We start from the raw sequence: 20,988 nt of genomic DNA on the forward strand, positions 1-20,988 counted from the left end.
CGGTTGGCCATTGCATACTCAGTCGCCTGGCGATGGATTTTCAGGAAGACCTTGATCAGTTCCGCCTTGTCCTTGGTATTGTCGGCGTGGGTAGTCATCACCATGTTGACGGTGCCGGTAGGCGTTGTGTAGGGATACTCGACGATCTTGCCTATGCCCTTGCCGACGCTGATCGACGGTCCCGGTTCGGCACCGACGAAGGCATCGATATCGCTGCGTTCAAGCGCGGACGCCATCTCGCTGAACGACACGCGCACCGGCTTGATATCCTTGATCGTCATGCCCTCCTGCTTCAGGCGATCGAGGATCACGACTTCCTGCGTGGAGCCCGGCAGGATGCCGACGCGTTGACCTTTCAAATCCTTGATCGAATTGATCTTGCTGTCGGCGCGCGCCACCACTGCCATGCCGCGATTGCATTGCGCCGCCACGATCACGACCGGCTCGCCGGCGGCCGCACCCAGCGTGGCAGCTGCCAGGCCGTAGGTGCCGAAATCAACCGACTTGGTGACCACTGCATTCTTGCCATCGGTAGGCGTTTCAAACGGGATCACTTCTATCTTGTAACCGGCCGGCGTGAATTTGTCATAGAAGTAAGGCGTGATCCCGTGCATCAGCTTGAGCGTGCCGACGCGTATGACTTGATCGGCGGCCAGTGCAGAGGTCGATCCGGCCGCAAGGGCGAAAGTGCCGGCGATCAGGGTGGCGATGAAGGTTCTACGTGTGCGCATGACGGTTCCTTTACGTGTATGGGGAAACTGGATGCCGACACAAGCGGGCGTGAAATACCTTCTTGTGTACAAGCTTGCCTTTACCGTTGCAAGGTCTGTGCCACCGCGTACAGCCTTGCTGGATAAGGCTCTACGTCATACTTGCCAGGGAAGCGAGAATGAAAACGGGAGCTAAAGCGTCTGTCTGGTGCATGCTGCACCGCATGGGTGCGCCATGATGAACGTAAGTGTTCCTGCCGCTTTCGCATATGATGTGCACCTTCCTGCAAGCGGCATCACGCGTGCATGCAGGCAATTAATTTTTGGCGTGTGTAAAAGAAAATGACGATCATCGAACTACCATTTCGCGCAACAACGGAACAGGCTTGCGGCTGGCTGGCGCAGCAGACCGGCACGCCATGGACTTTGGCGCACATGCTGGAGCATGGCTTGACGCCCTACGTCTGGCTGGATTATGACGCCGACTATCCGGCGTTGTTCGGTGACGCCAACGGTGGTTATGCAGCGCCGATTTTTTTCGAGGACGACACCCGGCGACTTGCCGCCGGCAGCGAAGATGTACTCATCACGATCACGAAAGACGCCTACAAGATAGTGACGCAACTCCCGCCCCCGGGCTTACACAGGGCTTTGCATGAGTTGCGTTTCCTGAAGAAGGATCTGGAGCACCTGGTAAAAAAACTCAAGCGTGTAGCTGAACCAGTCAAGGTCGAAGAAGCCCGGGAGTCTCAGGCCGGCATCAACAGGGAAGAAGTGTTGATTGCATTTTCCAGCCTGGTAAAAATCGATATGGAACAGGCGCTGGCCAGCGGCGGCGGCATATTCGGCGATGAAGGCGCGAGGATTAAGGGCAGCGGAAAAAAAGCCAAAAACAAGACCGTGTGGAATCCGGTCACGCTGGCGCTGGGATTGAATGATGTGTATCGGGTGCCGATGTCACACTTGAAAAGAGCTTTCAATACGCATGCGTTTTTATATGCATGGAGTGCGGAATGGGAGCATACGCTGGCGTTGCTGGGTAAATAAGATGCGCTTGCAAGCTGCGAATGCGCAGTCTTCAACTTATTCAAGTTAAACGGGGTGCTGCCGCAGCCGTGGCAGCAAGGCCCTCGCCTCTCTACTCGTCAGCGCTGTTGGCATTTTGCCGGGCAGCTTCCAGTTCCCTGGCCTGAACCTCCTGCCACTGCGCTTCTGTCAAACCATGACTGCCATCGCAGTACTCGCGACGACCGCAACCGCAACGGCCTATATCTTCTGAATTTTGCCTGACTCGCATCGGAAATCCCTATCGGAAAGCGCATGATTATGCCCCATGCAGGCGCGGCAGTCTGGCGGCACGTTAACCGCATGATGGCGGACAGTCAAAAAAATGAAGGCTGGCACTCCATATTGCTATAATTTTCCAATATCATCAGGCCCTTGCAAAGTTACGGACAAGTCCTGGAAGGCACTATCGCCCTCTTCAGCACGCGTATCCGGATAGCGTATGAGCTGCTCCATCCAACAATTATATTAAGGGCGCGATGAAAACAATATCCAGCCTGGCCTCCTGTGCCCGCGGACACATATCCCGCCCGCTGATCGGACTCTTGCTGGCCTTGCTGCTCTGCGCTGTTTACTGGGCGCATCTGATCAGCGATCAATCCGTTCAGCTGAAATACGCTGAAAGCCAAACCCGACTGCGCGCCACGCAAATGTCCGCGACCCTGACTACCCAGGTCAGCACCCTGATGGCGGGTCTGGAGTATCTCGCCCATAGCCTGGCGACCACGTACGCGGCAGACCCCAAGCGTTACTTCCCGCTTGCCGTCAGCACTGCGCTCAAGACTTTTCCCCGCGGCAGCATCGTGCAGATTGCGGTCACCGATGCTGCCGGCGGCATTATCTACTCCAGCCTCGCAGACCAGCAGCGCTCAAGTCTGCCCAAGATATCGATAGCCGATAGAGAACATTTTCTGGTGCACACCAAAGGCAGCCAGGCCAGGCTGTTCATCAGCCGCCCGGTGCTGGGCCGCGTTTCCGGGAAATGGGGCATACAGTTTTCCTATCCCGTACTGCGTGAAGGCCGCTTTGCCGGTGTCGTGGTGCTATCGATTGCACCCGATTACATCTCCGGCTATTTCCGCGAAGTGTTCACTGGCAGTAGCGATGTGGCCTTTCTGGTGCGCAATGACGGCAGCTACCTGGCACGCTCCAACCTGCAAGATAGCGTGCTGGATAAATCAGTTCCGCCGGAGCTTGAGTTCATCACCAATCCGCAAGCCATGCATGGTGAATTTCAGATACGCGCGCCGATTGATGGCGTGGAGCGCTATTACGCCTGGAACCGGCTGAAAAACTATCCGCTCATTGTGAGCGTGGGCCTGGATCGCAACCGCGCGCTGGCCGCCACCCGTGACGCCATTCATGACAGCCGGCTGAGACACGCTTTTGGCACTGCCATCATATTGGCAGCCGCGCTGTGGATAGCCTTGCTGTTCTTCCGCGTGCGTCGCAAACAGGTACTGCTGCAGGAAAGCCAGCAGCGCTACCAGCTGGCGCTGGAAGGCGGAGAACTGGGCGCCTGGGATTGGGACCTGAGCAACGGCTACATGCGTGTCGACCGTCGCTTGACTGACACACTGGGCTTGGCACCCGGCGAACTCGAGCCCAGCCTCGAAGGCATCCTGAACCTGACGCATCCGGACGACAAAGCCGGAACGCAAATCGCGCTGGACCAGCTCCTCGATGGCAAGACTGAGGGTTTCGAAGTAGAGCAACGCATGCGTCATCATGACGGCCACTGGTGCTGGATCAACGCGCGCGGGAAAGTCACGCTGCACGACGCCGACGGTCGCGCACAGCGCGTGTTCGGCACCTTTACCGATGTCTCTGCGCGCCGGGCAAGCGAGGCTGCACGCATAGCATTGCAGGAATCCCTGACCAAGCTGATGGCGCAAGTGCCTGGCGTCGTATACCAGTACCGCCTGGGTGCGGACGGCAGAAACAGCTTTCCATACGCCAGCCCCGGCATCATTGATATTTACGACATGACGCCCGAAGCCGCGATGCAGGACGCCACGCCTGTCTTTGAGCGCATTCATCCCGAAGACCTGGGACTGGTGCAAACCAGCATCGAGGCATCTGCGCGCATGCTCACCGCCTGGGAATGCGAGTTCCGTTTCATCGGCGCCAACGGTGTGGTCCGCTGGCTCTCGGGCCATGCCAAGCCAGAGCGTGAAAGCGACGGCAGCACGCTATGGCATGGCTATATACATGACAACACCGCCCAGCATGCCGCGCATGAAGCATTGCGGCGCAGCGAAGAGCGCCTGCGCCTCACCACCGCAGCGGTGCGCGACGGCTTGTGGGAGTGGAACCCGTCTACCGGAACCATCAAGCTGGATGCGCGTTGCAGCGAAATGCTCGGCTATCCGGCGCAGCCCGGCAGTCTGGATTTCCAGGACTGGACGCGCCTGCTGCATCCGCAGGACAGCCCCAAGATATTGAGCCTGCTGCAGCATCACATCGCGCTGGGCGAGCCCTTCAACACCGAGGTTCGCCTGCGCACGGCCGGGGGTGAATGGTGCTGGGTGGAGATACGCGGACAGCTTATCCCCTCCAGCAACGGCTCGGAAAAACTGGTGATGGGTACCCAGACCGACATCAGCCAGCGCATGGCCGAGGCGAAGCTGCGGCTCGCCCTGCTTAACAATGCGGCCGCTGCCCTGTTCGTCACGGGGCAGGACAACACCATCCATTTGGCCAATCAACGCGCGGTAGATACTTTCTCTGTGGATGGATTGCCGCTCGCTGGCAGCAAGCTGCGCCAGATCTTCCGCGACGACGCATCCTTTGCCACCTTTGAACAGCTGTGCACAGATCTGCGCACAGCCGGGGAGGTCAAGATTGAAGATCAACTGCGCACTGCAGGTGGAGCGCCGCGCTGGTTCAACCTGCGCGGCACACGACTAGACGCCGAGCAGCCGGCGGGTGACTTGATCTGGACCATGGTGGATACCACCGAAAGGCGCAGCGCCGAAGAGGCGCTGAACGCTGCCCGTGCGCATCTGCTGGAAGTGATCCAGCATTTCCCCGGCGGAGTTCTGGTGCAGGATGTGTCCGGCAAGGTAGTGGTGATCAACCAGACGCTCTGTGATTTGTTCGGCATCCAAACCCCGCCTGCCGCGCTGGTTGGCCTGGACCCGGATGCATTGCGCGACCAGGTGTCACAGAACCTGCTCGAAAGCTGGCCCGATGCAGCCGCGCTGGCGGTCAGAAGTGCTGCGATGAGTCGCGATTTCCAGCTCGCCGATGGCCGCACTTTCAGGGTCAATTTCATCCCCCTCCAGAGCAGCAACATGGACATCGGCCGCATGTGGATAGTGCGCGACATTACCGAACGACGCCAGCACGAACAGAGCCTCGAACACATGGCCACCACCGATGTGCTGACCGGGTTGGCAAACCGGCGCGCATTCATGACCAGGCTGGAAGCGGAACTCGCACTCATCGAGCAGGGCGGCAAGCCAGGCATGCTGATCATGCTCGACCTTGATCACTTCAAGCTGGTCAACGACACCTATGGGCATGCCGCAGGCGACAAGGTGCTGGTGCACCTGGCCCAGCTTTTGCGCGGCAATTCCTTGCGCAAGGCAGACCTTGCGGGACGGGTAGGAGGAGAAGAGTTCGCCGTGCTGCTGCCCAATACCAGCCCGGACAATGGCGCTGCAATCGCAGAACGACTGCGCCTTGCGCTGGAACAAAGCCTGATTGACTCAGGCGATGGTCACACTATCCAGATCACGCTCAGTGCCGGCGTCGCCCCTCTCGGCGGCGATGCCGTGGCCAGTCTGGCGCAGGCAGATGCTGCGCTCTACCAGGCCAAGAACAGTGGCCGCAACCGGATAGTCATGGCCTAGCCGGGCACTGAGGACGTGCGTGGAATCTGGCGATGCCAGCCGGAAAATCTCAAGGGAGTACCCGGCAGGCATCGTCCTGCCTGCCTTCAAGCATCAATCTGAATATCGAATGTTGACCGCCAGCCGGCTATCGACATTCACACTGCTCAAAAATTATCCCTTGAGACCCTGGACCAGGATCTCCGCAGTCAGCTCGTTGAGATCGATGCCGCGTTCTTTCGCCAGCGCCTGCAATTGCTGCACCAAATCGCCATTGAGCTTGACCGCAAATGGCACCAGGCCCAGGGCTTGATCGCGCTTGCGCTGCTCACGCCGGTCTATCGTTATTGCAGCGTCGCTGCCAAAACCTGCCCCGCCGGGTGCGGCCATCTTGCCCATCAGTTTCTTGGCGTCGCTCTTTGCCATTCCAGTTTTCTTCATTATTCATGGCCTCGTTGATGGAAAACAGCCATTCTACGCAGTGTGCGCAAGCTTATAGCCACCTAAAAGCGAAAAACCCGCTTCCGGGACATTTGTCGCACATTTGCTAAGCCCCCGGGCGATACATTCGCTGCCTTGGGGACAGGCTTAAAAGTGCCAGGCAAAAAAAAGGGACGATTTGAATCGCCCCTCTGCCTGCATATCAAACTGGTGACAGGCCTGGATTACTCCACGACTATCATCGATCCAGACAGCAGGAAAATGTGTGCGCACACACCATGCTCACGCTTTATTTTTGCGCATCTTTTGCAGTATCTTGAATCTGCTTGCCGGCATCTTCAATTTTCTGACCGGCTGTACTCACTGCCTGATCAACTTCCTTACCCGCTTTTTCTGCCGGGCCTTCCTGCTTTTGGCAGGCCGACAGAGCCAAAGCCATCACTCCCATCGCCAGCAAGGCGACGGCACTGTTTTTGTATTTAATCATTTGCGTTTCCTTAAGATAGATTGCTGATGGTTTGATTATTTATTCTTGCCGACTTCATTGCCGATAATGCCGCCAACAGCTGCACCACCGACTGTACCAAGCGCACTGCCACCTGTGAGAACCGCACCGCCGACCGCACCTGCACCGGCGCCTATGGCCGTACTCTTATCGCGCTTGGACATACCCTCACAACCAGCTGCACCCAACAAGACGGCCGCAGCCATGACAGTGTATGCAATTTTTTGTACTGTTTTCATAGAATACCTTTTTTGACAAAGCGGATTACAGGAAAACCCATGTAACTGTTGCTCAAAATAATCGCAAACCTCCCGGCCGTCCGTGCGATGGCGCACGTAGGTCACTAAAAAATCAAGGTCGAGTATGAATTAAGTGCGGCAACACACCGACCCGCCTCTGCCTTTTGCTTATTCTTTGAACCGGAAGAGGTGTGCGCACCCAGCAAGCACCACGACTTCCATGCTTGCAAGCCGTATTTTTGAAATATATTCCAGGGAGAAAACCATGAGCACCATTTTATTGATCATCCTCATACTGATCGTCATAGGCGCATTGCCGAGCTGGTCACATAGCCGCAGCTGGGGTTATGCACCCAGTGGAATTACCGGCATTATCGTCATCGTCCTCATCATCATGCTGCTGACCGGACGTCTTTGATTTCATATTAAAGAAAGTACGTCCGCTTGCCGCCGGGAGCGGACGTCAAAGGGCATCCGCCCTGGGCTTGGGGATGCCGGCATCCGGCTCGAAGAATGACCAGTGCAGGCTGGGGAAGTGAGCCTGCAGGCGCTCTTCCACTTCATCGATAGCCGACACCAGTGCATCGGCGCTGGGCATAGGAACCATTTTTGCCTTTACCGCGACGGCAATCTCGTTACCCAACTGAAAAGTAATGATGTTCACGATGCGCTCCACCTCGGGCTGGCTGGCAATGAACTCGGTGATCGCAGCCCGCATCTCGGGTGAGGCAGATTCCCCGGTAATCAGGCTCTTTACCTCTATCGTGACGGCAAACGAGACCGCGATCAGCAAGAGTCCGACCGCAATCGAACCCAGCGCATCAAAGATAGGGTTGCCCGTGATACCGGTAAGCGCCAGCGCGACAAATGCCAGCAGCAGGCCTGCCAGCGCGGCGATATCTTCGCCGGCGATCACCAGGAGTTCCGATTGCCGCGTTTCACGAAACCAGCGCCACAAGGTCTTGTCCGCGCGCTCTGCTGCCAGCGCGTGCAATGCGCCACGCAGGCTTATCGCCTCCAGCACCACTGCAACCAGCAGCACACCCAGAGATGGCAGCAGGTACTTGACCGGCTCAGGATGCAGCAGCGATTGACTGCCGTGCCAGACTGAAAACAGCCCGCCTATGCTGAACAGAAGCACGCCGACCATCATCGACCAGAAATACACGACGCGGCCGTATCCCATAGGATGATCCAGCGTGGGCAGTTTTTTGGCTTGCTGCATGCCGACCAGCAAAAGCACCTGGTTGGCGCAATCGGCAAAGCTGTGCAAAGCCTCGGCGAGCATGGCACCGCTGCCGGTAAAGAATGCGGCCACTGCCTTGGCCAGCGCGATACCGCCGTTCGCGCCAAGCGCGTAGAGGATAGCCTTGAGCGACCCTGAATTTTTTGACATCTGAGTTTCCTGTAAGGCTGGCAGAGGGGACGATACGCATCTGCACAAATCCATGCGCATGCATGAGATATGCAGCGGGCATCAATACAAACAGAGGACAAGCTGCCCTGCCGTCACGCTGCTGGCGCCGGCATCATCGGGCAACTACATCCTTTCGAATATCCCGGCAGCACCCATCCCGGTGCCTACGCACATCGTCACCATGCCGTACTTCAGGTTCTTGCGACGCAAGCCATGCACGACGGTGGCGGCGCGTATTGCGCCGGTGGCGCCCAGCGGATGGCCGAGTGCAATTGCGCCGCCCAGCGGATTGACTTTCGCCGGGTCGAGGCCGAGATCCTGGATCACCGCCAGCGACTGCGCGGCAAACGCTTCATTCAATTCTATCCAGTCCATCTGATCCTGCTTCAGGCCAGCAGCGCGCAAGGCGGCGGGGATGGCTTCCTTCGGCCCTATGCCCATGATTTCCGGCGGCACGCCGCGCACGGCGAACGAGACGAAGCGCGCGAGCGGCGTCAGGTTGAATTGCCTGAGGATTTTTTCACTGACCAGAATCAGGGCGCCGGCGCCATCCGAAGTCTGCGAACTGTTGCCGGCCGTGACCGAACCCTTGGGCGCAAACACCGGACGCAACTTGCCCAGCGCTTCGAGGCTGGTATCGGCGCGCGCGCCTTCATCCATGTTGACCATGCGGGTGACGACATCGATCTCGCCGCTCGCCAGATTCGGAAAACGTTCGGCGATATCGACAGCTGTCATTTCATGATTGAACTCGCCGCTCTGTTGGGCGAGCAGCGCCTTCAGATGCGAATTCAGCGCAAACTGATCCTGCGCCTCGCGCGAAATTTTCCATTGCGTGGCAACCTTCTCGGCAGTCAAGCCCATGCCGTACGCCATGCCGATATTCTCATCCTTGAAGATGCCCATGTTCATCGCCGGATGGTGGCCCATCATAGGCACCATGGACATAGACTCGGCACCGGCGGCGATCATCACATCGGCTTCGCCGACGCGGATGCGGTCTGCCGCCATCGCAATCGCGGTCAAGCCGGAGGCGCAATAACGATTGACGGTCACGCCGCCGACGGTCTTCGGCAATCCTGCCAGCAGCACGCCCATGCGCGCCAGGTTCAAACCCTGCTCGGCTTCCGGAAATGCACAGCCGACAATTACATCCTCGATCAAATTCGGGTCCAGGCCAGGCACTTGCGACAGGGCCGACTGCAGCACGCGCACCAGCAAATCATCGGGACGCGTATTCTTGAACATCCCGCGCGGCGCCTTGCCGATAGGCGTGCGGGTCGCCGCAACGATGTAGGCATCTTGTAATTGTTTGATCATCTGGTGCTCCTGAAATAGGACTTAACTTATTAGATATCAAAAGGGTTGAATAAGCGTAGCGAGCAAGCCAAGGTCAGTGCGAGAAGCGCAGCCGTACTTGAGTACGGCGAGCATCGCAGCGCTGAGATTGGTTTGTGCAGTAGCTTAGTCAGCCCTTTTCAGTTGCGGACGGGTTTGCCGGTTTGCATCATGCCCATGATGCGTTCCTGCGTCTTCGGATGATTCAGCAATTCCATGAAGGCGCGGCGTTCACGGTCGAGCAGCCATTGCTCATCGACCAGGCTGCCCTGCTCTATATCACCGCCGCTGACGACTTCCGCGATCATCATGCCCAGCTTGTAATCGTGCGCCGAGATGAAACCGCCATCGCGCATATTGATCAATTGCGCGCCTATCGTTGCCAGGCCGTATTTCCCGGTGACCGGCACCAGCGTTTTGCGCGGCGCGCGATAGCCGGCGTCCGACATCGCGCGCGCCTGCGTCTTGGCGACGTGCAGCAATTCATAAGGATTGAAGACGATGATGTCGTCGCTCTTCAGGTAACCCATGCTTTGCGCTTCCAGCGCGGATTTGGAAACTGCGGCCGTCGCTGCGTTCATGTAAGAGTGTTTCAAAAATTGCAGGATGTCGTTACCCCTGGCATCGCCGGCCGCGCGCACTGCCGCTTCCTTCAAGCCGCCGCCGGCCGGAATCAAACCGACGCCAACTTCGACCAGGCCGATATACGACTCTATCGATGCGACGCGCCTGGCTGCGTGCAGCAGCAATTCGCAACCGCCGCCCAGAGCCAGCCCGGCCACCGCTGCCACTACCGGCACGTTGGCGTATTTCAGGGCTTGGTGCGCCTGCTGCAATTTGATCACTTCCGGCTCGATTGCCTTGACGCCGCCGGACATGAACAAGGGCAGCATAGCTTGCAGGTCGGCGCCGGCCGAAAATGCGCCGCCTTCAGCTGCATCCACATGCCAGATCACCAGTCCCTTGAAATTCTTTTCTGCTTCGGCAATCGCCTTCACGATACCGGCAGTCACGCCGGAGCCGATCACATGCATCTTGGTCTTGAACGAGAGGATCAATACTTCATCGTCCTGATGCCAGATGCGTACCGATTCATCTTCAAAGAAGGTCGTACCCGCCGTGCTGCCGTGCGCCGCCGCGTCACCGATCAGGCTGGCGCGGAACACCTGGCGCTGGTACACGGGCAGCTGCGAGCGCGCGACGTTTTTCTTTTGCGCCGGCGACCATGAACCATCCGTCGCATGCACGCCTGCGTTCTGCGCAACCGGCCCATCAAATACCCATGCCGGCAGCGGCGCATTGCTGAGCGCCTTGCCTGCATCTATATCTTCTTTTACCCATGTCGCAATCTGCTGCCAGCCGGCAGCCTGCCAGGTTTCAAACGGGCCATGGGTCCAGCCGAAACCCCAGCGCAGCGCAAAGTCGACATCGCGCGCATTGTCGGCCACTGCTTCCAGATGCACGGCGATGTAATGGAATACGTCACGGAATATCGCCCACAGGAATTGCCCCTGCGGGTTGCTCGCATCATGCAAGGCCTTCATCCGTTTGGCCGGATCTTTTTCCTTCAGGATGCGGCCTATCAAGTCGTCGGCCGCACCGCCGCCGGTGACGTAATCGGCTTTCGCCGGATCGATGCGCAAGATGTCCTTGCCGACCTTCTTGTAAAAACCGGCGCCGGTTTTTTGCCCGAGCGCGCCGCCCTCTATCAGCTTCGTCAGTATCGCCGGCGTTTGATAGACAGGAAAAAACGGATCGTCCTGCAGCGTGTTCTGCATTGTCGTGATCACATGCGCCATCGTGTCCAGGCCCACCACGTCAGCCGTGCGGAAGGTGCCTGATTTGGCGCGCCCCAGCTTGCTGCCGGTCAGGTCATCCACGACGTCGACTGTGAGGCCGAATTTTTCTGCCTCATGCATGGTTGCCAGCATGCCGAAGATGCCGACGCGATTGGCGATGAAGTTGGGCGTATCGAAGGCACGCACCACGCCCTTGCCCAGCGTCGATGTCAGGAAGGCTTCAAGCTGGTCGAGTATCTGCGGCTGCGTTGCGGCAGTCGGGATCAGTTCGACCAGATGCATGTAGCGCGGCGGGTTGAAAAAATGCACACCGCAGAAACGCGCTTTCAGATCCGCCGCAAAACCTTCGGACAGCGCCGTGATCGACAGGCCCGATGTGTTGGAGGCAAAGATCGCATGCGGCGCTATGTGCGGCGCGACTTTTTTATACAGATCGTGCTTCCAGTCCATGCGCTCGGCGATCGCCTCGATGATCAGGTCGCATTGCTGCAGTTTTTCCAGATCGTCTTCGTAATTTGCCACCTCTATCAGGGCGGCATGCTCCGCATTGGCCAGCGGCGCGGGGCTCAGCTTTTTAAGGTTGTCTATCGCGCGCAGCACGATGCCATTCTTGTTGCCATCTTTGGCCGGCAGGTCAAACAGGATGACCGATACTTTGGCGTTGATACAATGCGCGGCGATCTGTGCGCCCATCACGCCGGCACCCAGCACCGCGACTTTTTTAACAATGAAATTTGCCATGCCTGAACCTCTTGGTGAGTAATGCATTCGTGCAGCTGCTATCGAACGGTATGCGCGCAGACCTTAAAACAGTTCGGCATCCAGCGCCATCAGATTGGCGGAGCCGGAACGCGCCTGGCGGATCAGCATCGCGGTTTCCGGCAGCAGGCGGCCAAAATAAAAGCGCGCCGTCGCCAGTTTGGCCTTGTAAAAAGTGTCACCGCCATCCTGCTTTTCCAGTGCGATCTTGGCCATCTGCGCAAAGAAGTAGGCGTACACCAGATGCCCGGCCACGCGCAGATAGGGCACGGCGGCGGCGCCGACTACATCCTGATTCAGGAATGCCTTCATGCCGAGATCCATCGACATCTAGGTGACCTAGCCGGCCAGATCGGCCAGCGGCGTGATGAATTCGGACATCGCTTCATCTGTGCCGTTTTCTTCTATGAAGGTTTGGATCTTCGCGCCGAACTTGCGCAACTTGGCGCCGTTATCGAGCAGGATTTTGCGGCCCAGCAGATCCAGCGACTGTATTGTATTGGTGCCTTCGTAAATCATGTTGATGCGCGAGTCGCGCACATACTGCTCCATGCCCCATTCGGAAATGAAGCCATGGCCGCCAAAGACTTGCATCGCTTCCGAGGTGGAAATCCAGCCATTGTCGGTCAGGAAAGCCTTGATGATAGGCGTCAGCAATGCAACTTCGGCGGCGGCATCGGCGCGTACCGCGGCATCCGGATGATTCAGTTCGCGGTCTATCTGCAGCGCCACATAGGAGCTGAATGCGCGGCCGCCTTCGGCATAGGCTTTGGCAGTCAGCAGCATGCGGCGCACATCGGGATGCACGATGATAGGGTCGGCCGGTTTGCCGGCTTCCTTGGTGCCGGTCAGGCTGCGCATTTGCAGACGGTCTTTCGCATAGATCAAGGCATTTTGATACGCGACTTCGGTCAGGCCCAGCGACTGCATGCCGACGCCGAGGCGCGCCGCATTCATCATCACGAACATCGCATTCAAGCCCTTGTTCGGCTCACCTATCAGCCAGCCGGTGGCGCCATCTATATTCATCTGGCAGGTGGCATTGCCGTGTATGCCCATTTTTTCTTCCAGCGCGCCGCAGAATATCGGATTGCGCGCACCTAACGTGCCATCCGCATTCGGCAGGAACTTCGGCACGATAAAGAGTGAAATGCCCTTGGTGCCTTCCGGCGCACCGGGCAGGCGCGCCAGCACCAGGTGCAGGATGTTGCTGGCCATGTCGTGTTCGCCGGCCGAGATGAATATCTTGCTGCCGCTGATCTTGTACGAGCCATCCGCCTGCGGCTCGGCCTTCGAACGCAGCAAGCCCAGATCGGTGCCGCAATGCGCTTCGGTCAGACACATGGTGCCGGTCCATTCACCGGAAACCAGCTTGGGCAGGTAGAGCGTCTTTTGCTGTTCAGTGCCGTGTGCATGCAGGCATTCATACGCGCCGTGCGACAGGCCCGGATACATGGTCCACGCCTGGTTCGATGAATTCAGCATTTCGTAAAAAGAATTCTGCAACACCAGCGGCAAACCCTGACCACCGTATTCCGGGTCACAGGACAGCGCCGGCCAGCCTGCGGCTACGTATTGTTCGTAGGCGAACTTGAAGCCTTTGGGTGGAGTCACTTCATGCGTGGCGATATCGAGCTTGCAGCCTTCCCTGTCGCCGCTATGGTTCAGCGGGAACAATACTTCCGAAGTAAATTTGCCGCCCTCTTCGAGTACCTGATTGATGATGTCGGCATCGATGTCTGCATGCCTGGGTAATTGCTTCAACTCATCTGCCACATGCAGCAGTTCGTGCAGTACAAATTGCATATCGCGCAAAGGCGCAACGTATTGACCCATCTGTGTCTCCCCGTAGCTGATAAATTACCATTTGCTTAATACTATCGCATGATGGCGGCTTAGAACCATACGCGGGAAATCACTCTTGATTTGTTTTGTCCAGCAAGCGACGATCACGCTTGGTCGGCCGGCCCTTGATCGTCAGGCCCGGCTCCTTGAAGAACTTTCTTTTATCCGCTTCCTGCTGCCGCTTCAGCACGCTTTGCTCAGTTTCTGCATACAGCTTCTGCGCCATCTCGGCCGAGCCGCGCACATCCGACAAGCCGGTTACCGACACTTCCCATACCGTGGCGCCATTATCGATCTGCAGCACGTCGCCGCACTTGAGCGCGCGCGCCGGCTTGATGCGATCGCGCTCCAGCCTGACCTTGCCATTGTCGACTGCATCGCTCGCCAGCGTCCGGGTCTTGAAAAACCGCGCCGCCCATAACCATTTATCTATGCGTACGCTTGCTGTTGCCATGGTGATTGCTCATAGATAGGAATGAAACACCATTGTAGCGACCCACTGGCAAAAAATCGCTGCCCGGGAAAATTGGCATCGCGATGGCAGGGCCTGCGCATGCATCCATGTTCCGTCAAATGTCACAGCATGAATTTTGAAATGTGACATGGCATCAACACGCAGCAACGATGATAAAAAAGACATATTTATGCAATCAAAATGATATGATTTCTCTCGCCGCGGAAAAAGAAAAAACAGTGCAATGCTGATACCCGGCTCCCGAGTACAGCTTCCAATTAGCGTGCAGCGGGTGATCTACTGGCGCTTGATACGAATAATAATAAAAGGAACTTGTCTTGCCAGAGAATCTGTCCAGCCCTGCCCTGCATGCGCAACTGGCCCCGGATTTTTCGCTGCTCAATATTCCGCCACGGCCGGCGCTGCTGATGGCCTTGCAGCATGAAATGCGACAGGTCAGCCCCAACACAAAAAAATTCGCCAGCCTGATACGCCGCGATGTCGCGATGTCGGGCACCTTGTTGCAGACTGCAAATTCCGCCTACTTCAATCTGGGACGGCAAATCAGCACCGTAGAAGATGCAATCATCCTGATCGGCCTCGATCACTGCAACGCGATCATGACCGGACTGATACTCAAAAGAACACTGGGCCTGGGCAACAAGATGATGGCGCGCTTCTGGGATGTCTCGGAAAAACGTGCGATAGGCATCAGTTTTCTGGCCCGCGGCAGCCGCACCCTTGCAAGCGAAGTCGCCTACAGCTTCGGCCTGTTTTGCGATGCCGGCATACCGATACTGAAAGCCGCTTTTCCGACCTATCTCGACACACTGGCGATCGCCAATTGCAAGCCCGCCGATGTAGCCATCAAGCTGGAAGATAGCCAGCATGGCGTCAATCACACGCTGGTCGGGGCACTGCTGGCAGAACGCTGGTCCATTTCGGGCGATGTAGTACTGGCCATACGCATGCACCACAAGCGCGATGCACTGCGCGACCCATCGCTTCCGCCTGCAGTGCGTTCGCTGATCGCGCTCAATTATCTGGTGGAAAAGGCGATACAGGAATATCGCGGCCAGGCAGAATCGCTGGAATGGGTGGATGCCGGCGCGCTGGCATCGGATGCCTTGCGCATCTCGGATGCCGACGTCGGCAATATATGCGAGGCACTGGTAAAACGTTTCAGGGCTTGATAGTCACAGCCGCCGCTCTCTCGTATATCACGGCTATTCAGCCGATTTTCCCCAGGTGATCAAGCGCATAAGGATTTTGTAGATCTGATACGCGATGCGATAAAGAATCCTCTTGTGCAGCGGGATCTTGTCGAACTGGGACAGGTTCATCTCCACGCCGTCGGCCACGCCACGCGCCATATGCACGCGCAGTGTTTCGGCAAAGCCGGCATCGATCACCACCACGTTCGCCTCCTGATTCACGAACAGGCTGAAGCCGTCGTAATTACTGGAACCTACCGTAGCCCAGCTATCGTCGACCACCGCCACCTTGCCATGCAACTGCGCCTTTTGATATTCAAATATTTTGATGCCATGTTTTAACAATTGCGGATAAAAGGAACGCGCAATCACATCCTGGAAATGGTATTGCCCGACGCCCAGCAAGAGCGTGACATCGACGCCGCGCGTGGCGGCTGATATCAGCCCGGCGCGCATTTTCCGGCCCGGCGCAAAATAGGGATTGGCCAGCATCGCATACTGCCTTGCGCCACCCAGCGCCTTCAAATAGGCATTCTGTATCGTGCGGCGATTGCGCAAATTATCCCGCACCACGAGGCCGGCTATCATGGCCTCGCGCGCCTCGCTCGGGCGGCGCATGCGCTGCTCCTTGAAGCTGGCCCAGCGCATGCGCCAGCTGATGTTGCCCACGCGCGCCCAGTGCAGCGCCACTTCCCAATGGATGGTCGCTACCAGCGGACCGCTAATGCTTACACCGAAATCCCAGCGTGGCGCCGGCAGGATGATGGAAGGATCGTCATCGTCACGCATATCATCGACGATGTTCAAGCCGCCCAGAAACGCCACCTTCCTGTCCACTACACAGATCTTGCGATGCATGCGCGCAATCCCGCGCCGGAACCATGGATTGGCGCTGCGATGCACGACGCCGCCGGCGTCAAAATCGCGCTGCAGTATTTGCGATTGCCGGTTGCCGGTACCCAGCCAGTCCGTCATTACATTGACAGTCACGCCACGTTGCGCGGCACGAATGAGCGCCGCCTTGATGCTGCTGGCCGTGTCATCAAAGGCAAAGATGTAAGTCTCTAGATAGATTTCTGATGTGGCGGCATCGAATGCCTCGATCAGCGCAGGGAAATATTCCGCGCCGGAATGCAGCAGCCGGATATCGTTTTGACCGCTAAAGCTGACCGGGCGCATGGGTGTGGGCTGCCTTGCTATGGTTGGTTGGACTGGCGCGATCGGCTGCTGGCGCCTGGTTTATCGGGGTGCATGCATGCACCCGCTTTCTATCGATGGCCGATCACGCCATCGCTTATTTCAGCTGCAGGGTCGCGACGATGGGCGCATGGTCCGACAGCTTGGCCCACATCGCGCCATGCAAGACTTCGGCTGATTCTACTTTGAAACCGCGTATATAAATCCGGTCCAGCTGCAGAAACGGCATCGCCGCCGGGAAAGTGCGCGCCGGTTGTATCTTGATACCACGCCCGCTCAACTGGCGCAAATACGAGCCGAAGCCGCGCCGCGACAGATTTTCATCAAACACTTCCGTCACGCCCAGCTGCGCACGCAATTCCTCGCTCAGGCGATTGCCCCAGTCGTTGAAATCGCCGGCGATGATGATGGGCGAGTCCGCTTCCGCCGATGCAGTCACGGCCTCTATCAAGGCCTCGGTCTGGCGCTTTCTGCTGCCGGCAAACAGGCCCAGATGCACGACGAAGCAATGCACATTTGCTTCCGGCGTTTGCACGATGCAATGCAGGATGCCGCGCGACTCATACTTGTGGTCCGAGATATTCTGGTTGCGCGAAGACAGGATGGGAAAGCAGCTCAGCAATGCATTGCCGTGATGGCCGTGATCGTAGACTGCATTCATCCCGTACGCACATTCATGCGAATCGCCGGCCAGGAAATCCTGCTGCGACAGTTCAGGCCAGTCCGTTGCATGCTTCATCGCATGCAGGTCGTGACGGCCCTGCACCTCTTGCAGGAACAGCACATCGGATTGCATCGCATTAATGGCTTGCTTCAATGCGTGTATGCGCGGCCGGCTGCCGAATGAAGACACGCCCTTGTGTATGTTGTAAGTTGTAATGCGCAGTTTCATGCAATCTATACCCGGCTATAAAACAAAATTGAAATCGATATCACATGCATCGCTGCAATCAACGGCCCATGTAGTTGGGCAATTGCAGTATCGCCTCGGCATTCGAGGCAGAAAAACATTTATCCGCCGCTTCACGATATGGCAGCCACATGAAGTTCAAATGTTCGCGTGGTGCGAGCACGACCGGTATCGTCCGCGGCACCAGCAAACCGAATACATGCTCGGTATTTCTGGTCACCTCAGGCCCATAACGATGCTGCCACACGGGATAGATGTCATAAACATTGGAAAGTTGCCAATCGCGCAGATTTTCCAGCGGCACCGATGAAGAACCTGCCGGCCGTTCTTGATCGGATGGCAAGTGTCCGACGATGATGCCGGTTTCCTCGGCCACTTCGCGCACTGCTGTTTCCAGCAACAGTTCATCGACTGCATCCTTGGAACCTGTCACCGACTGCCAGTATCCCGGCTTGTCGGCGCGCTCTATCAGCAATACATCCAGATTGGCAGCGTGGATGACGACCAGGACGGAGACGGGAATTTTGTAAGGCCGGCTCATGGCAAATCGTGGCTTTCAGATAGAGAATGACAACAGGTTCAAAACGAAAAAAAGGCGCGGAATTCCGCGCCTTTTGATTATGCCGCAAAAACGAATTACGCTTTCACAACCGGTTCTACATTGCGCAGGCGGATATGCAATTCGCGCAATTGCTTTTCATCGACTTCCGATGGCGCTTGCGTCAACAGACATTGCGCACGCTGGGTTTTCGGGAAAGCGATCACGTCGCGTATCGATTCAGCACCTGTCATCATCGTGACGATGCGATCCAGGCCGAATGCCAGGCCGCCATGCGGTGGCGCGCCATATTGCAGCGCATCCAGCAGGAAGCCGAATTTCAGTTGCGCTTCTTCTGCACCTATCTTCAATGCGCGGAACACCTTGCTTTGTACTTCGGCACGGTGGATACGGACCGAACCGCCGCCCAGTTCCCAGCCGTTCAAGACCATATCGTAGGCTTTGGAGAGGCATTTGCCCGGATTGCTTTCCATCAAGTCTTCATGGCCATCTTTCGGCGCGGTGAATGGATGATGGGTCGCCGACCAACGCTGGTTGTCTTCGTCGAATTCAAACATAGGGAAGTCGACCACCCACAATGGACGCCATACATCGTCGAACAAACCGTTTTTCTTGCCGAAATCGCTGTGACCGACCTTGACGCGCAGTGCGCCTATCGCATCGTTGACAACCTTGGCCTTGTCGGCACCGAAGAAAATCAGGTCGCCGTCTTGTGCGCCAGTTGCTTCTATGATTTTCGTCAGCGCTTCGTCGTGGATGTTCTTCACGATAGGCGATTGCAGACCTTCACGGCCCTTGGCTTTTTCATTGACCTTGATGTAGGCGAGACCTTTGGCGCCGTAGATCGCGACGAACTGTGTATACGCATCGATCTCGGAACGTGGCATTGCGCCGCCGCCAGGAACGCGCAAGCCGACTACGCGGCCGCCGTCCATATTCGCTGCGCCCGAAAACACTTTGAACTCGACATCTTTCATGATGCTGGTCAGGTCGGTGAATTCGAGCTTGACGCGCATGTCCGGCTTGTCGGAACCATACATGCCCATCGCGGTGGCGTAATCCATTACCGGGAACGGGTTAGGCAGATCAACGTTCAGGCAGTTTTTGAAGACCAGACGAATCATGCCTTCAAACAGATCGCGGATTTCCTGTTCGTTCATGAACGAGGTTTCGCAATCGATCTGCGTAAATTCAGGCTGACGATCCGCACGCAAATCTTCATCGCGGAAGCATTTGACGATCTGGTAATAGCGATCAAAGTTGGCCACCATCAGCAATTGCTTGAACAATTGCGGCGATTGCGGCAACGCAAAGAAGTGACCGGCGTTGACGCGTGACGGCACCAGATAATCGCGCGCGCCTTCCGGTGTCGACTTGGTCAGCATAGGCGTTTCGATATCGATGAAGCCCTGCGCATCGAGGAACTTGCGCACTTCCATCGTCACCTTGTAACGCAGGCGCAGATTGTTTAGCATTTGCGGACGGCGCAGGTCGAGCACGCGATGGGTCAGGCGTGTCGTCTCCGACAGGTTGTCGTCGTCGAGCTGGAACGGTGGCGTGACAGAAGGATTCAACACTTCCAGTTCATGCGCCAGCACTTCGATCTTGCCGGAAGTCAGGTTGCTGTTGGTGGTGCCGTCAGGACGGTTGCGCACGATGCCGGTGATGCGCAGGCAGAATTCATTGCGTACCGATTCCGCAGCCTTGAATACATCGACGCGATCCGGGTCACAAACGATTTGCACCAGGCCTTCGCGATCGCGCAAATCAATGAAAATGACGCCGCCATGGTCACGACGACGATGGACCCAGCCGCACAGGCTGACGGTTTGGTCGAGCAGCGCTTCGGAAGTGAGGCCGCAGTAATGGGTACGCATAGACATATTCAATTTCCAGTTACAGGTTCTTGTTTTCAATCGTAGAAATGCGCGATTGCTGATTGCTAAACTTCGTCCGAGTGCACCTTGTTCGGATCGATGATGTGTGTTTTCTCGAAATACTCGGGTGTGACGACGCCCATCGAGACAATGTATTTCAATGCTGCATCGACATTCATGTCGAGTTCTATCGTATCCGCACGCGGCACCATCAGGAAAAAACCGGAGGTCGGGTTAGGCGTGGTCGGGACATAGACGCTGACATAATCGCCGGTCAGGTGGTTGCGCACATCACCGCCCGGCACGCCGGTCATGAAAGCGATCGTCCACGAACCCTGGCGCGGATACTGCACCAGCAGCGCCTTGCGGAAGGCATTACCCGATGATGAAAACAGCGTATCGGACACTTGCTTGACGCTGGAATAAATCGTGTTGAACACTGGAATGCGGTTCAACACCGATTCCCACAAGGCGACGACGCGGTTGCCGATGAAATTGCGCGTCACCAGGCCGGTAAGCAGGATGATCAGCAGCGTCAGTATCGTGCCCAGGCCGGGGATCGCGAAGCCGAATACCGCTTCCGGCCGCCAGCGCTCCGGCAGCAGCAGCAAGGACTGATCCATCGTGCCGACGATCAGGTTCAGCACCCACAGGGTAATCGCGAGCGGGACAAGTATCAGCAAGCCGGTAATGAAATATTTGCGCATGATGTTCTACCGTAGAAGTCGTGCCGGACCGTTCCGGCGCAACGTGTTGCTCAAGAGTCGGACTTGGTGCCGGTGCTTGCCGCTGGCGATGCTGCAGCTGCGGCTGGCGCCGCCGC

The 20,988-nt window shown here is 57.2% G+C and carries 17 protein-coding genes and 1 pseudogene; 4 read left to right on the top strand and 14 right to left on the bottom strand.

All coding sequences use genetic code 11. The features are described from left to right. Positions 1-731: ABC transporter substrate-binding protein (locus Q7T06_RS03855; protein WP_304780448.1), on the bottom strand; the 731-nt coding region annotated here is incomplete at its 3' end. A 321-nt stretch (positions 732-1,052) separates the two neighbouring features. Here Q7T06_RS03855 and Q7T06_RS03860 point away from each other — a divergent pair. Both Q7T06_RS03860 and Q7T06_RS03865 read left to right on the top strand, forming a co-directional pair. Beyond that, positions 1,053-1,757: a hypothetical protein gene (locus Q7T06_RS03860; RefSeq protein ID WP_304780453.1), complete on the top strand. Its 705-nt coding sequence runs from the start codon at positions 1,053-1,055 to the stop codon at positions 1,755-1,757. 497 nt (positions 1,758-2,254) lie between these two features. Further along, complete coding sequence (locus tag Q7T06_RS03865; RefSeq protein ID WP_304780456.1) at positions 2,255-5,632, top strand: PAS domain-containing protein; 3,378 nt, start codon at positions 2,255-2,257, stop codon at positions 5,630-5,632. 153 nt (positions 5,633-5,785) lie between these two features. Here Q7T06_RS03865 and Q7T06_RS03870 read toward each other — a convergent pair whose 3' ends face one another. From Q7T06_RS03870 to Q7T06_RS03880, 3 genes are all read right to left on the bottom strand, one after another. Next, a complete protein-coding gene (locus Q7T06_RS03870) occupies positions 5,786-6,052 on the bottom strand; it encodes a hypothetical protein (RefSeq protein ID WP_304780459.1) in 267 nt (88 codons plus the stop codon). Between the two features lie 289 nt (positions 6,053-6,341). Next, positions 6,342-6,539: a hypothetical protein gene (locus tag Q7T06_RS03875; protein WP_304780462.1), complete on the bottom strand. Its 198-nt coding sequence runs from the start codon at positions 6,537-6,539 to the stop codon at positions 6,342-6,344. 35 nt (positions 6,540-6,574) lie between these two features. Next, positions 6,575-6,796, bottom strand: a complete 222-nt coding sequence (locus Q7T06_RS03880; RefSeq protein ID WP_304780465.1) for a glycine zipper 2TM domain-containing protein — start codon at positions 6,794-6,796, stop codon at positions 6,575-6,577. Between the two features lie 265 nt (positions 6,797-7,061). Here Q7T06_RS03880 and Q7T06_RS03885 point away from each other — a divergent pair, with 265 nt between their 5' ends. Next, a complete protein-coding gene (locus Q7T06_RS03885) occupies positions 7,062-7,214 on the top strand; it encodes a DUF3309 family protein (protein WP_304780469.1) in 153 nt (50 codons plus the stop codon). A gap of 45 nt (positions 7,215-7,259) precedes the next feature. On the opposite strand, the gene Q7T06_RS03890 is transcribed toward Q7T06_RS03885, so the two are convergent. The 5 genes and pseudogenes from Q7T06_RS03890 to Q7T06_RS03910 all read right to left on the bottom strand — a co-directional run bounded on the left by Q7T06_RS03890 (position 7,260) and on the right by Q7T06_RS03910 (position 14,408). Next, a complete protein-coding gene (locus tag Q7T06_RS03890; protein WP_304780472.1) occupies positions 7,260-8,192 on the bottom strand; it encodes a cation diffusion facilitator family transporter in 933 nt (310 codons plus the stop codon). 144 nt (positions 8,193-8,336) lie between these two features. Next, positions 8,337-9,533, bottom strand: a complete 1,197-nt coding sequence (locus Q7T06_RS03895; RefSeq protein ID WP_304780475.1) for an acetyl-CoA C-acyltransferase — start codon at positions 9,531-9,533, stop codon at positions 8,337-8,339. A gap of 158 nt (positions 9,534-9,691) precedes the next feature. Further along, a complete protein-coding gene (locus tag Q7T06_RS03900) occupies positions 9,692-12,091 on the bottom strand; it encodes a 3-hydroxyacyl-CoA dehydrogenase/enoyl-CoA hydratase family protein (RefSeq protein WP_304780478.1) in 2,400 nt (799 codons plus the stop codon). Positions 12,092-12,154: 63 nt separating this feature from the next. Beyond that, positions 12,155-13,945 (bottom strand): annotated as a pseudogene (locus Q7T06_RS03905) (acyl-CoA dehydrogenase C-terminal domain-containing protein). Positions 13,946-14,024: 79 nt separating this feature from the next. Then, entirely contained in the window at positions 14,025-14,408 is a 384-nt protein-coding gene (locus tag Q7T06_RS03910) for an RNA-binding S4 domain-containing protein (RefSeq protein WP_304780481.1), read from the bottom strand. A gap of 338 nt (positions 14,409-14,746) precedes the next feature. On the opposite strand from Q7T06_RS03910, the gene Q7T06_RS03915 reads away from it, so the two are divergent. After that, positions 14,747-15,601, top strand: a complete 855-nt coding sequence (locus tag Q7T06_RS03915; protein WP_304780484.1) for an HDOD domain-containing protein — start codon at positions 14,747-14,749, stop codon at positions 15,599-15,601. Positions 15,602-15,634: 33 nt separating this feature from the next. On the opposite strand, the gene Q7T06_RS03920 is transcribed toward Q7T06_RS03915, so the two are convergent. The 5 genes from Q7T06_RS03920 to Q7T06_RS03940 form a co-directional block, all read right to left on the bottom strand. Continuing rightward, a complete protein-coding gene (locus tag Q7T06_RS03920; RefSeq protein WP_304780487.1) occupies positions 15,635-16,801 on the bottom strand; it encodes a phosphatidylserine/phosphatidylglycerophosphate/cardiolipin synthase family protein in 1,167 nt (388 codons plus the stop codon). A 115-nt stretch (positions 16,802-16,916) separates the two neighbouring features. Next, entirely contained in the window at positions 16,917-17,711 is a 795-nt protein-coding gene (locus Q7T06_RS03925) for an endonuclease/exonuclease/phosphatase family protein (RefSeq protein ID WP_304780490.1), read from the bottom strand. A 58-nt stretch (positions 17,712-17,769) separates the two neighbouring features. Continuing rightward, positions 17,770-18,270, bottom strand: a complete 501-nt coding sequence (gene nudB / locus Q7T06_RS03930; protein ID WP_304780493.1) for a dihydroneopterin triphosphate diphosphatase — start codon at positions 18,268-18,270, stop codon at positions 17,770-17,772. 95 nt (positions 18,271-18,365) lie between these two features. Next, the gene (gene aspS / locus Q7T06_RS03935) at positions 18,366-20,171 is read right to left on the bottom strand and encodes an aspartate--tRNA ligase (RefSeq protein WP_304780496.1); all 1,806 of its coding nucleotides are present in this window, start codon (positions 20,169-20,171) and stop codon (positions 18,366-18,368) included. A 59-nt stretch (positions 20,172-20,230) separates the two neighbouring features. Beyond that, positions 20,231-20,872: a DUF502 domain-containing protein gene (locus tag Q7T06_RS03940; protein WP_304780499.1), complete on the bottom strand. Its 642-nt coding sequence runs from the start codon at positions 20,870-20,872 to the stop codon at positions 20,231-20,233. Positions 20,873-20,988 lie beyond the last annotated feature (116 nt).

The sequence above is a fragment of the Herminiimonas sp. genome (genome assembly GCF_030645555.1).
Classification (GTDB): Bacteria; Pseudomonadota; Gammaproteobacteria; order Burkholderiales; family Burkholderiaceae_D; genus Oxalicibacterium.